The organism is Chromobacterium phragmitis (assembly GCF_003325475.1).
Classification (GTDB): Bacteria; Pseudomonadota; Gammaproteobacteria; order Burkholderiales; family Chromobacteriaceae; genus Chromobacterium; species Chromobacterium phragmitis.
This window is the reverse complement of sequence record NZ_CP029495.1, coordinates 776,965-789,285: the sequence shown is the minus strand read 5'-3', so window position 1 is coordinate 789,285 and position 12,321 is coordinate 776,965. Positions and strand designations below refer to the sequence as shown.

Below are 12,321 nucleotides of genomic sequence, written 5' to 3'. Positions count from 1 at the left end.
CATCTGGTAGAACTCTATTTATGAGTCATAGTCAAAGCTGATCTCGCCTGTATCGTTGCTGTCGGCCTTCTCACCGGAGTTCCTCATGTCCCTGCGTGCCCATGACAGTTTACGCAAGTTCCCGTTGGCCTCTGGCCAGTTTGCCCAGTTTCATTCCCTGCCGGCATTGGCCGAGCTGGGCGTCGGCGATGTCAGCCGCCTGCCGGTGTCGCTGCGCATCGTGCTCGAGTCGCTGCTGCGCAATCTGGATGGACAGCGCATCACCGAGGAACATGTGCGGCAACTGGCCAACTGGCAGCCGCAGGCGGCGCGCAGCGAGGAGATTCCCTTCGTGGTGGCGCGCATTGTGCTGCAGGACTTCACCGGCGTGCCGCTGCTGTGCGATCTGGCGGCGATGCGCGGTGTGGCGCAACGCTTCGGCAAGCCGGCCAGGCGGATCGAGCCGCTGGTGCCGGTGGACTTGGTGATCGACCATTCGGTGCAAGTCGACCACTTTCGCGAGAGCGATGCGCTGGATCTGAACATGCAGTTGGAGTTCCGCCGTAATGCCGAACGATACCGCTTCATCAAATGGGGGATGCAGGCGTTCAAGACCTTCCGGGTCGTACCGCCGGGCATCGGCATTGTCCATCAGGTGAATCTGGAATATCTGGCGCGCGGCGTGTTGCGCAAAAATGATGTCTATTACCCGGATACGCTGGTGGGAACCGATTCGCATACCACCATGATCAACGCGCTGGGCGTAGTCGGCTGGGGCGTGGGCGGCATCGAGGCCGAGGCCGGCATGCTGGGGCAGCCAGTCTATTTGCTGACGCCGGATGTGGTGGGGGTCCATCTGACCGGCAGACTGCGCGAGGGCGTGACCGCCACAGATCTGGTGCTGGCGGTGACGGAGAGGCTGCGCCAGGCCCAGGTTGTGGGTAAGTTCGTCGAATTCTTCGGTGCGGGCGTAGCCAGTCTGACGCTGCCGGACCGCGCCACGCTGGCCAATATGGCGCCGGAATACGGCGCCACCATGGGTTTCTTTCCGCCGGACGAACAGGCGGCGGCCTATCTCTCCGCCACCGGACGCAGCGAAGAGGAGGTCGATGCTTTCCGCCGCTATTTTCAGGCGCAGAGCCTATTCGGCATGCCGCAGGCCGGCGCGATCGACTATAGCCAGACGCTGGAATTGGACCTGGCCGGCATTGTGCCCAGCGTGGCCGGGCCGAAACGGCCGCAAGACCGCATCGCGCTGCCGGCGCTGAAGTCCCGCTTCCATGAGCTGCTGGCGCAGCCGGCGTCCAGCGGCGGTTACGGCAAGGCCGGCGCCGCGCCGGCGGCTGATGGCGTGCTGGGACATGGGGCGGTGCTGATCGCCGCCATCACCTCCTGCACCAACACCTCCAACCCCGGCGTGATGTTGGCGGCCGGCCTGCTGGCGCAAAAGGCCGCCGCGCGCGGTTTGAGGGTGGCACCGCGCATCAAGACCTCGCTGGCGCCGGGCTCGCGGGTGGTCACCGATTATCTGGACAAGGCCGGCCTGCTGCCGTCCTTGCAGCAGCTGGGTTTCCGGGTGGTGGCTTACGGCTGCACCACCTGCATCGGTAACTCCGGGCCGCTGGAGCCGACGCTGGAGGAGGAAATCGCCGCCAAGGACCTGATCTGCGCCGCCGTGTTGTCCGGCAACCGCAATTTCGAGGCGCGCATCCATCCGGCGATCAAGGCCAATTTCCTGATGAGCCCGCCGCTGGTGGTGGCGTTCGCGCTGGCCGGTCGGGTGGACATCGACCTGGACCGCGAGCCCTTGGGCGTGGACCGTGCCGGCCGGCCGGTGTGGCTGCGCGAAATCTGGCCCAGCGACCAGGAAGTGGCCGCCGCGCTGGCGCAGGCGACCGATCCGGCCACCTATCGCCGCCTGTACCAGGACTTTGTCGACAGCAATCCGCTGTGGAGAGGCATCGCCGCGCCGACCGGGCTGGTGTATGGCTGGGAGGCGTCCAGCTATATCGCCGAGCCGCCATTCTTTCAGGATTTTGCCCTGCAGCCGGCGGCGGTGCCCCTGGTGCTGGATGCGCGGGCGCTAGCCATCTTCGGCGACTCGGTCACCACTGATCACATCAGCCCGGCCGGTTCGATCAAGGCAAGCTCCCCGGCCGGGCAATACCTGCAACAACGGGGCATCGCGCCCTTGGAGTTCAACAGCTACGGCTCGCGCCGCGGGCACCACGAAGTGATGATGCGCGGCACCTTCGCCAATGTGCGCATCCGCAATCTGATGCTACCGCCGGATGCCGACGGTAAGCCGGTGGAGGGCGGGTTGACGCTGAGCCAGCCGGATGGCGCGCAGCGCTTCCTCTACGATGCGGCGATGGAGTACCAGCGGACTGGCACGCCAACACTGATCTTCGCTGGCGAGGAGTACGGCACTGGCTCCAGCCGCGATTGGGCAGCCAAAGGCACTCGATTACTGGGCGTGAAAGCGGTCATCGCCCGCAGCTTCGAGCGCATCCACCGCTCCAATCTGGTGGGCATGGGCGTGTTGCCGTTACAATTCACCGGTTCCGACAGCGCCGCAGGCCTGAGGGGGGATGAGCTATTCGACCTGAGCGGTCTGGAGCGCGGCATCCTGCCCCGGCAAGAAGTGACGCTGACAGTGCGGAATGCCGATGGGCGGACCCGGCAACTGCCGTTGCTGCTGCGCATCGACACTCCGGTGGAGGTAGAGTATTACCGCCATGGCGGCATTCTGCCCTATGTGTTGCGACAACTGCTGGCGGCATCGTGAGTGTACCTGTCTTGTCAGGCAGCGCGCCGCTTGTTGCGCGATGCCGCCCAGTCAACGCCATCAGGCTTACTGAGATAGCGGCGCGTTCAACAAGCGTTGATACTCTTTTCTCACGACGTCGTAGCATTCGCAAGTGCGCTTTTCCAGTCCGTCTCGATCCACAATGGTGATATGGCCGCGCGCATAGTGGATCAGTCCAGCTTTCTGCAACTTAAGCGCGGCCTCAGTGACGCCCTCGCGACGCACGCCCAGCATATTGGCGATCAGCTCCTGCGTCATGACCAACTCATTGCCTTGCAGCCGATCCAGGCTCAGCAGTAGCCAGCGGCACAGTTGTTGATCCAGCGAGTGATGTCGATTGCATACGGCGGTTTGTCCCATCTGGGTGATTAATGCCTGGGTGTAGCGCAGCAGCAGATGCATCATCGAGCCCGCGCGTTTGAATTCATCCTTTAAAATTTCGGCCCTCAGTCGGTAGCCCTGGCCGGCGCTTTGCACCACCGCGCGGCTCGGCGTCGTTTCGCCGCCCATGAACAAGGCAATGCCGACAACCCCCTCAAGGCCGACGACGGCGATTTCCGCAGAGGCGCCGTCCTCCATCACGTAGAGCAGCGAGACGATGGCCGTGGTTGGAAAGTAGATGTGGCTAAGCGTGCAGCCAGGTTCGTACAGCACCTTTCCCAATGGCATTTCCACAGGCTCCAGCTGCGGAGCCAATCTTTGCCATTCGAGTTCGGGCAGGTTTGCGAGCAAGCCATTCCGCCTGGGGTCATCATTGCTGATCATGTCTTTTCCAGTCTTCAAGCCATTATGGAAGAAAAACGCATTGCTGAAAGCGAGTCGCAGGCAAGAGGGACGGGCCGTCATTCTCCCTGTCTAATGTGTTGTGCGTCCCGGAGCGGCGATGTGTTTGAAATGACACAAGGCCTCAATATTCATTCCTATGTATGACAGCGTACAGATGGGGCATGGCAAAAGCGCAGATGCTTAAGCGCAGTCAGCACATGCGTTCAAACCTTAGGCAAGGAGTGCCGCCATGAGCCCCATCAGTTCTTTCATTGTCGCGACTTTCATCATCTCCGGCGCGCTGGCTTATATTGGTGACTATTTACTGCTGGCTATCCTACTCTGGGTGGGGGCTGCGATTGTGGCGCAATCCTTGCGTATGGCCAACACCTGGCAGAAATGCGTGGTGCTGCGTGCCGGCAAGTTGCGCGGCGTGAATGGTCCGGGCCTGTTTTTGATCATCCCGGTGGTGGACCGCGTGGTAGCCACCATTGATGAAAGAATCCAGACCACTGCCTTCAATGCCGAGCAGGCGCTGACCCGCGACACGGTGCCGGTGAATGTGGACGCGATCATCTTCTGGCATGTGCATGACGCGAAAAAAGCGGCCTTGGCCATCACCGACTATAGCCAGGCGATTGATCGAGTCGCGCAGACTTCGCTGCGCGAAATGATAGGTTCCTCGATGTTGGCGGTACTGCTCAGCGACCGTCAAAACATGGTACAGGACCTGTGCGGCAAGATCGCAGAGAAAACGGCGGAATGGGGCATTACCGTGCGCTCGGTGGAAATCCGCGATGTCGCCATTCCGGAGGCGCTGCAGGACGCCATGTCTCGCCAGGCGCAGGCCGAGCGGGAAAAACAGGCCCGGATTATTCTGGGTTCCGCCGAAGCGGAAATAGCCAGTAAGTTTGTCGAAGCGGCGAATATCTACGCGGAACATCCAGCAGCGCTGCAATTGCGTGCGATGAACATTATTTATGAGACCACCAAGGAGCGCGGCACGACGATTCTGATCCCCAGCGCGATGGTGGATAGTTTGAATCCGCTGGCCGCTACGTTGAAAAAGCCCGCATCCAGCCGAAGCGTAGCGTCGACCGCGGCAGTCAATCATGCGGGCGCTGCGGAAGCCGACTTGCGCGCCGCAAGCGGCGCCGGTTAAGCGGCAAGCGGCGGTTCGCTACTTGCCAAGGAGGTCGCATGCAACTGAGCCTACTTGATCTGCCCTGGTGGGGGCTTGTCCTGGCGACGCTGGGGCTCACCCACGTTACCATTGCCGCGGTCACCATCTTTCTTCACCGGCATCAGGCGCATCAGGCCTTGCAGCTGCATCCGCTGGCTAGCCATTTTTTCCGGTTCTGGCTGTGGCTGACCACTGGCATGGTGACTCGTGAATGGGTCGCCATTCACCGTAAGCATCATGCAGTGACCGATACCCAGGGCGACCCGCACAGTCCGCAATGTTTCGGGCTCACGACGGTTTTGCTGCAAGGCAGCGAGCTGTATCGCCGCGCGGCCGGTGACCAAGCGATGCTGGAGCATTATGGCGGCTGCACCCCGGATGATTGGCTGGAGCGACGGCTTTACGCCACCCACTCCGTGCTGGGGGTGGGCTTGATGCAGCTAATTGACTTACTGTTGTTCGGCCCTGTCGGATTGAGTGTTTGGGCAGTACAGATGCTGTGGATTCCTGTTTTTGCAGCGGGCGTTATAAACGGTATCGGCCATTACTGGGGCTATCGCTTGTTTGCGACCAACGACTCCTCGCGCAACATCGTGCCGTGGGGAGTGCTGATCGGGGGCGAGGAGCTGCATAACAATCACCACGCTTATGTTACGTCTCCCAAACTGTCTGCCCGGTGGTGGGAATTCGATATCGGTTGGGCGTACATTCGCTTGCTCGCCTGTTTGCGTTTGGCCATGGTACGCCAGCCATTGCCCGCTCTGCGCCAGAATCCGCTCAAACTGCATTGCGATGAGAAAACCATGAATGCAGTCATTGCCCATCGTTATCTGGTATTGGAGCGGTTCGATCACGCCCTGCGCAGGACTGCGTCTGTGGAGCTGCAACGGCTGGAAGGGCTGTATGTGGCTGCGGGGCTGGAAACGACTCGTCGCTGGTTGCGTCATGCCGTTCGGGAACCGCTGCCGGATGGTGAGCTTTTAGAACGGGTGCTGCCGCTCAGTATGGCGCTGAATACCATTTACACGATGAGGCGCGAGCTTACCTCGCTGTGGGAGCGTTCCGCCTGTTCCACCGCGCTGTTGTCCAGCCAATTGGAGGACTGGTGCCGGCGGGCTGAAAGCAGCGGTATTGACGGCTTGCCGGAGTTTTCGCGGCAATTAAGGCAGTACGATTGCTAGCGTGCGCTTCAACGTGCCAAGGAGGCAAGGTGGACGATAGTCTTCATGTACCAGCGTGGAATCCGCTCTCCGTGCGATGGCCGGCTCGAGCCGTTGACGCTTGGCTGCAGCCCTGGACCATTTTATCCCCTTGGGGGGGCAGCCAGCCTGATATGGAAAAGCCACCTTCGGTTCCGATGCAGGACCTAGAGTGGTCCTGCGCTTTCGATCAGATGTTGCATGCCCAGATGTCGCGCGCCACTTTGGGGCTGTCACCCGCCAGTCTGGCCTTGGCCTTTTACGACTGGGCCACGCATTTCGCCATCTCACCCGGAAAGTGGGTGCATTTGGCGCATAGCGGAACCAGCAAATGGGCCAAGCTGACGCATTATCTGCCGCGCGCCTGCGTCGGCTCGGCTTGCGCTCCCTGCGTTGTGCCCCTCGAACAGGACAAACGTTTCCGCGATGAAGCCTGGCAGCGCTGGCCATTTAATCTGTATTCGCAGGCTTTTCTATTGCAGCAACAGTGGTGGCTCAATGCCACGACCAGCATCAGAGGCGTGTCCGCCCATCATGAGCAGATGGTGTCCTTTATGGCGCGTCAACTGCTGGACATGATGTCTCCGGTGAATTTTCTGGCCACCAATCCACTGGCGCAGGAGAGCACCTTGCGAGAAAGTGGGCAAAATCTGTTGCGCGGTTGGCGCAATCTGCAGGAAGACTGGGAGCGTATATCGACAGGGCGGCCGCCTTGGGGAGCTGAGCAGTTCATTCCAGGCGAAACGGTTGCCACCACGCCAGGCAAGGTTGTCTTTCGCAACCATCTGATGGAATTGATCCAATACTCTCCAAGGACGCCACTGGTGAAGGCTCAGCCGGTGCTATTCATTCCCGCCTGGATCATGAAATATTACATTCTGGACCTGTCGCCGCACAATTCGTTGGTGCGTTACTTGGTCGAGCACGGTTATACCGTGTTCATGATCTCTTGGCGCAATCCGGGGGCGGACGACCACAATTTGGGAATGGACGATTATTTGCGTCTAGGGGTGTTGGATGCGCTGAATATCATCGGCCAAGTCCTGCCGGGATGTCGGGTCAATGCGCTCGGTTACTGCCTGGGCGGCACTTTGCTCGCCATCACGGCAGCTTACTTGGCTAGGGAAAAAAATCCCGTCATCCAATCTATTACCTTGCTCGCGGCGCAAATCGACTTCACCGAAGCCGGAGAATTGATGCTGTTTATTGATGAAAGCCAAATTTCATATTTGGAAGACATCATGTGGGGTCATGGTTATCTGGACGCCAAGCAGATGGCTGGCGCATTTCAGTTGCTGCGCTCCAACGATCTGATCTGGTCGCAATTGGTGCAGGAATATCTGTTGGGACAACGCGCGTCGATGACCGACTTAATGGCTTGGAATGCCGACAGTACTCGTATGCCGTATCGGATGCACAGCGAATACCTACGGCGCTTGTTTCTCGATAACGATTTGTTTGAGGGACGTTATCAGGTGGATGGCCGTCCCGTAGTCTTGCACGATATCCGGACGCCAGTATTTGTGGTGGCTACCGAGATAGACCACGTTGCTCCTTGGCGATCCGTCTATAAAATCCAGTTGGCATTGGATGTGGATAGTCATTTTCTATTGACAAGTGGTGGGCATAATGCGGGGATTATCAGCGAGCCGGGACATCCTGGCCGATATTTCCGCTTATCAGCTGGTGGTCGAAAAGATCGATATACGGATCCGGACACCTGGTTGGAAACAACGCGGTCGCAACATGGGTCTTGGTGGCCGGTATGGGAAAAATGGCTGGCACATCAGTCTGGCGAGCCAGTTGTGCCGCCTGCGATGGGATGTGCATCATACCCTGCACGAGAGACAGCTCCCGGCCTTTATGTGATGGAGCGTTAATTCACTTATTGCTTCTTTGCTCGCTATTCATCCGGCAGCAACTTTCCTGTAGCCCTACCTTGTAAATAAATAGTCGGGAGTGTTTTTGTACCAAATTTAATTTCCGGAGTAACAGCTTAGGAGTGGGATGGGCGGCTAATCATATTGAGAAAAGGAGCCTGCAGGGCAGGCTCTGGACGTTATTCTCAATCAAGCATCATTGGGTTGGATGCTTTGCCGATCAATTTTGATATTTCGTTCTGCGAATCAGAGAAAATATCATATACATCTTTAGAGTGGGAGAAAGCTTTATTTACAGCATCACTAGAAAGCTCCCCAATTTTAGAAAATGAATCATGTGAATTGGGCGATGATGAGAATTCATTTATCACTGCGGCATGATAGTCAATAACTTCCTTTGACATTTTTACCTGTAGCTTAGCCAAGCGCTCAGTAGCATTTAATGAGGCTTGGAAGAGCTTCAAAATTGTATTTGTCGCATTATCAGACGAACTGTTGCTTTCTAAGATTTTAGACATGATAGTCTCCGAGATGGTTAAGTCACTCCCCCGATTATGCCATTGAGGCATTCATGAAAATTATCTAGATAATTGCAATATAAATTGGTTGAGATTTTAGTTAATTACATTAATGACTGTGTTATACATGTATTTAATTTATTGGAGTGCTTCTTGATGCCATGAAGTTAAGCGTAAGTGCCATTTTATAGCTTTGCGGCAAATGGTTCTCTATAGTAGCTCAAAAATCATTATGCAATAAGTAGTATTGCCAGGTTTGGATTTGCTGCGATGCAGTGTTTTCTCTATTTTGGGTAGCCGGTGCCGTGACAATGATACATTATATTGACTAAGTAGAAATAGCTCTGTGCGTTAGTGCACAGAGCTTGCCCAGGAAGTGATTTAAGCTGCTGCTATAAACTGACTGAGCACGTCCCAAAACTTACCAGACAAGATCTGGAAGGATATGATTTTCGACTTGGCGGATTTTTTGAGACCGACCTGATCAGACCCTTCCTAAGGGCGTGACCTATGTTCTCCATTTTATGTAAAAAATGATTAACGCAGCAATCCTTATTCAATTTTTGTAAGTGTGTTGGCTGTTTTGATTATTGGACTGGGTGGTGGTATTTATTTATCATTTTTACCATAAGAAAATTTTGGGCAAATTTCATTGCCTTTCATGGTGAGATTGGATGTGGTCGATCTCAACTTTGCTATCCACCCGCAAAATTGTAAGTCTGCTGGAATGAGAAGGAGTCTTTCATGTCAAGATATCACATTGAAATAGAACGTAACTCCACTGGTGATTTTGTAGGTTGGTCAGTACACAATGAAAGGGATCTTTTACCTTTTCATATTTACCCCCTTTATGAAATGGCGGAGTACAAGGCTGAACTCTTGGCTCAGGAGAACAACTGGTCTGAAGAGTCTACTCCGGTGTATGCGCCGACTGTTGAAGTTTTATTGCAGAATAAGCATGAATGAGAGAAATACTATGTCCAATTTACAATTATCTGGTTTCATGGTTAAGCCTAGTAATGGGCTGTCTCGACAACAAATAGTGGTTTTGCAGACGGTGCTTTTGCGATATCGAGAAGCATCACTCCAAGCTCTACAAGAAACCCAAGATCATCTACAGGCGTTCCTCGAAATTTCTGACTCGGAGGAGCGATCCCTGCAGAGAGAGGAATACCGAGTTGACTTAACAGTTCAAGAACATGAAAAGCTACAGTTGCAACGCATAGAGCAGGCACTTCAGCGTATTCGGAATGGTAGCTATGGGTACTGTGAGTTTAGCGGCGAGCCTATAGGGATGGCACGATTGATGGTTCGGCCTACTGCGACATTATCTAAAGATGCGCAAGAAACTGCAGAAGAGAGTTGACCTGCCAGTGTGTCCGCACTCTAAAATCATTACGGCGCAAACCGGCGCTGTTGCACAAATCCTGATCAGGGCGAGGCTCCCCTTTCCCCAAACGGATTTACGCCACCGCCACCGTGCACGGACGGCCCAGCATGCTGAAGCGGTTCAAGATTGTGCGTACGCATAGAAAATTACCCAGTTTTCAGGAGCTAGTGCGCGTTCAAAACTACCCAGGGTGTTCAATCCCCCTGCTGAATTTTTCAGCAGGAGAATGGAGTGATCACCATGAAAGAACTGGGCATTGTTCGCAGGTTGTTCTACCGAGATGGCCTATCGCTATCTGAAATTGAGCGGCGAACTGGGCTGACCCGCAAAACGATCCGTCACTGGCTCAAGGCGGCGGAAGGCACGGCGCCGAAGTACCAGCGGAAACCCGCTGAAACCAAGATCGCACCGTATGCGGTGCAGCTCACCAAAATGCTGGAGACGGACTTACACCGTCCCAAGCGCGAGCGCCGCAGCGCGCTCAAGCTCTTTGCCGAGCTCAAGGCAGCAGGGTTCTCCGGCGACTACAGCCGAGTGATGGCCTTCATCCGACAGTGGCGGGCTGGTGGTGGCACGAGCCAAACCAAGGCGTACGTGCCACTGCGCTTTGAGCTGGGTGAGGCTTTCCAATTCGACTGGAGCGAGGAGCGTCTGGTGATCGGCGGCATCTGGCGCAAGATCATGGCGGCGCACCTCAAGCTATGCGCCAGCCGCGCCTTCGTTGTGCAGGCCTATCCCACCCAAAGCCACGAGATGCTGTTTGATGCCCACACCCGCGCATTCACGGCACTCGGCGGCATTCCGCGCCGCGGCATCTACGACAACATGAAGACTGCCGTCGACAAGGTCAAACGTGGCAAGGCACGAGCGGTCAACACCCGCTTCGCCGCGATGGCATCGCACTACCTGTTCGATCCGGACTTCTGCAACGTCGCTTCCGGCTGGGAGAAAGGCGTCGTCGAGAAAAATGTGCAGGACAGTCGCCCGCGCATCTGGCAAGAGGCCGCCAAGCAACGGTTCAGTAGCTTTGCAGAACTGAACGTCTGGTTGCTTAGTCGTTGCCGCACGCTATGGCAGGAGCTGCGCCATGGTGAGTTCGATGGCCTCACCATCGCCGAGATGCTGGAACATGAGCAGCCACAGCTGATGCCGATGGTCACGCCATTCGACGGCTACGTGGAGACGCTGGGCAAGGTCAACAGCATCTGCCTGGTGCACTACGACCGCAATCGTTACTCAGCACCCTGTGAGTTGGTCGGCCAGATGGTGAGCATTCATGTTTACCCTGAGCGGATCGACCTGGTGGCCAACGACGCTATCGTGGCCACCCACGCGCGCCGGTTCGGCAGCCACCACACGAGTTACGACTGGCAGCACTACCTCCCGCTGATCGAGCGTAAGCCCGGCGCTCTGCGTAACGGTGCGCCATTCGCCGACCTGCCAGATCCGTTACAGCGGCTGCGACGGCTATTACTCAAGCGCGAAGGCGGTGACCGCGTCATGGCCAAACTGCTGGCGGCGGTGCCACGCTCGGGGCTGGAGGTCGTGCTGGTTGCCGTCGAGCTGGTACTGGAGTCGGGTAACCCGAGCGTCGAGCACATCGAGAACGTACTAAACCGGCTCAAGCAGTCGCCGATGCCGGAGCAGGCGGAAACGCAGCTCGCCGTCCAGGAAGCGCCGCTGGCTGATCCAGAACGCTACGACAGCCTGCGCACGGGAGCCCGCCATGGATGAGATCGCGAGCAAGCTAAAGGCATTGCGGCTTTACGGCATGGCCGGCGCCTGGGATGAGATCGTCACGCAAGATGCCCAAAGCGCTATCGAGTCATCGCGCTGGCTGATTGAACACCTGCTGGCCGCAGAGGAAACCGACCGCGCCATGCGGTCAATCAGCTACCAGATGCACGCCGCCAGGTTTCCTGCGCATCGCGACCTGGCGGGGTTCGACTTCAGTCAGACTAAGGTGGATCAGCATTTGATCGCCGAGCTGGCAGACCTGTCGTTCAGCGAGAGTGCACATAACGTCGTGTTCATTGGTGGCACGGGTACCGGCAAAACACACCTTGCCACCGCATTGGGCGTGTCTGGCATTACGCGCCACGGCAAACGGGTACGCTTCTTCTCCACCGTGGATCTAGTCAACTTGCTGGAGCAGGAGAAAGCGGCGGGTAAGGCGGGCAAGCTGGCGTTCGCGTTGATGCGGGTTGACCTGGTGATTCTGGACGAGCTGGGTTACTTGCCATTCAGCCAGGCAGGTGGGGCCTTGCTGTTCCACCTGCTGTCGAAGCTGTACGAGCACACCAGTGTGATGATTACCACCAACCTGACCTTCGGCGAATGGGCCAGCGTGTTTGGCGATGCCAAGCTGACGACAGCCTTGCTCGACCGATTGACGCACCACTGCCATATCGTCGAGACGGGTAACGAGTCCTATCGGTTCCGTCATAGCAGCGATACGGCGAAATCGAGAATCAAGGCCAGGGAGAAAACGCGGCTAGGAGGGGCTGACGAAGCAGAGCCATTCTAGGTACTGATCTACCGGGGGTGAGGGTCACAGCACCAAGCCCTCGGTATTGGTGACATCGAACTGAATCAGGC

10 protein-coding genes are annotated in these 12,321 nt (G+C 56.9%); 8 read left to right on the top strand and 2 right to left on the bottom strand.

Annotation, left to right across the window (positions count from 1 at the left end):
• Positions 1–85: 85 nt before the first annotated feature.
• Positions 86–2,767, top strand: a complete 2,682-nt coding sequence (gene acnA, locus DK842_RS03920) for an aconitate hydratase AcnA (protein ID WP_114060187.1) — start codon at positions 86–88, stop codon at positions 2,765–2,767.
• 66 nt (positions 2,768–2,833) lie between these two features.
• Here acnA and DK842_RS03915 read toward each other — a convergent pair whose 3' ends face one another.
• Positions 2,834–3,553, bottom strand: coding sequence for a Crp/Fnr family transcriptional regulator (locus DK842_RS03915; protein ID WP_174774520.1), 720 nt, complete (start codon positions 3,551–3,553; stop codon positions 2,834–2,836).
• 250 nt (positions 3,554–3,803) lie between these two features.
• Between DK842_RS03915 and DK842_RS03910 the strand changes: the two genes are divergently transcribed.
• From DK842_RS03910 to DK842_RS03900, 3 genes are all read left to right on the top strand, one after another.
• On the top strand, positions 3,804–4,715 hold the full coding sequence (locus tag DK842_RS03910; RefSeq protein ID WP_114060186.1) for a slipin family protein: 912 nt from the start codon (positions 3,804–3,806) through the stop codon (positions 4,713–4,715).
• A gap of 38 nt (positions 4,716–4,753) precedes the next feature.
• Complete coding sequence (locus tag DK842_RS03905) at positions 4,754–5,917, top strand: DesA family fatty acid desaturase (protein ID WP_114060185.1); 1,164 nt, start codon at positions 4,754–4,756, stop codon at positions 5,915–5,917.
• A gap of 152 nt (positions 5,918–6,069) precedes the next feature.
• Positions 6,070–7,815: a PHA/PHB synthase family protein gene (locus DK842_RS03900; protein ID WP_114060184.1), complete on the top strand. Its 1,746-nt coding sequence runs from the start codon at positions 6,070–6,072 to the stop codon at positions 7,813–7,815.
• A gap of 185 nt (positions 7,816–8,000) precedes the next feature.
• Here DK842_RS03900 and phaP read toward each other — a convergent pair whose 3' ends face one another.
• Positions 8,001–8,333: a TIGR01841 family phasin gene (gene phaP / locus DK842_RS03895; protein WP_168191800.1), complete on the bottom strand. Its 333-nt coding sequence runs from the start codon at positions 8,331–8,333 to the stop codon at positions 8,001–8,003.
• A gap of 744 nt (positions 8,334–9,077) precedes the next feature.
• On the opposite strand from phaP, the gene DK842_RS23315 reads away from it, so the two are divergent.
• From DK842_RS23315 to istB, 4 genes are all read left to right on the top strand, one after another.
• Positions 9,078–9,299 (top strand): hypothetical protein, encoded by a 222-nt coding sequence (locus tag DK842_RS23315; RefSeq protein WP_168191799.1) that lies wholly within the window; start codon positions 9,078–9,080, stop codon positions 9,297–9,299.
• The gene (locus DK842_RS03890; protein ID WP_168194812.1) at positions 9,292–9,699 is read left to right on the top strand and encodes a TraR/DksA family transcriptional regulator; all 408 of its coding nucleotides are present in this window, start codon (positions 9,292–9,294) and stop codon (positions 9,697–9,699) included. Before DK842_RS23315 ends, DK842_RS03890 begins: the two co-directional genes overlap by 8 nt.
• A 264-nt stretch (positions 9,700–9,963) precedes the next feature.
• Entirely contained in the window at positions 9,964–11,457 is a 1,494-nt protein-coding gene (istA, locus tag DK842_RS03885; protein ID WP_114063594.1) for an IS21 family transposase, read from the top strand.
• Entirely contained in the window at positions 11,450–12,250 is an 801-nt protein-coding gene (istB, locus tag DK842_RS03880) for an IS21-like element helper ATPase IstB (protein ID WP_114060181.1), read from the top strand. The genes istA and istB overlap by 8 nt, the downstream gene beginning before the upstream one ends.
• Positions 12,251–12,321 lie beyond the last annotated feature (71 nt).

Excerpts from the sequence above, each read along its gene's own strand:
- istA (WP_114063594.1), top strand. The coding sequence starts at position 9,964 with ATGAAAGAACTGGGCATTGTTCGCAGGTTGTTCTACCGAGATGGCCTA.
- phaP (WP_168191800.1), bottom strand. The coding sequence starts at position 8,333 with ATGTCTAAAATCTTAGAAAGCAACAGTTCGTCTGATAATGCGACAAAT.
- DK842_RS03910 (WP_114060186.1), top strand. The coding sequence starts at position 3,804 with ATGAGCCCCATCAGTTCTTTCATTGTCGCGACTTTCATCATCTCCGGC.
- DK842_RS03900 (WP_114060184.1), top strand. The coding sequence starts at position 6,070 with ATGGAAAAGCCACCTTCGGTTCCGATGCAGGACCTAGAGTGGTCCTGC.
- DK842_RS03905 (WP_114060185.1), top strand. The coding sequence starts at position 4,754 with ATGCAACTGAGCCTACTTGATCTGCCCTGGTGGGGGCTTGTCCTGGCG.
- DK842_RS03890 (WP_168194812.1), top strand. The coding sequence starts at position 9,292 with ATGAATGAGAGAAATACTATGTCCAATTTACAATTATCTGGTTTCATG.
- DK842_RS23315 (WP_168191799.1), top strand. The coding sequence starts at position 9,078 with ATGTCAAGATATCACATTGAAATAGAACGTAACTCCACTGGTGATTTT.
- acnA (WP_114060187.1), top strand. The coding sequence starts at position 86 with ATGTCCCTGCGTGCCCATGACAGTTTACGCAAGTTCCCGTTGGCCTCT.
- istB (WP_114060181.1), top strand. The coding sequence starts at position 11,450 with ATGGATGAGATCGCGAGCAAGCTAAAGGCATTGCGGCTTTACGGCATG.
- DK842_RS03915 (WP_174774520.1), bottom strand. The coding sequence starts at position 3,553 with ATGATCAGCAATGATGACCCCAGGCGGAATGGCTTGCTCGCAAACCTG.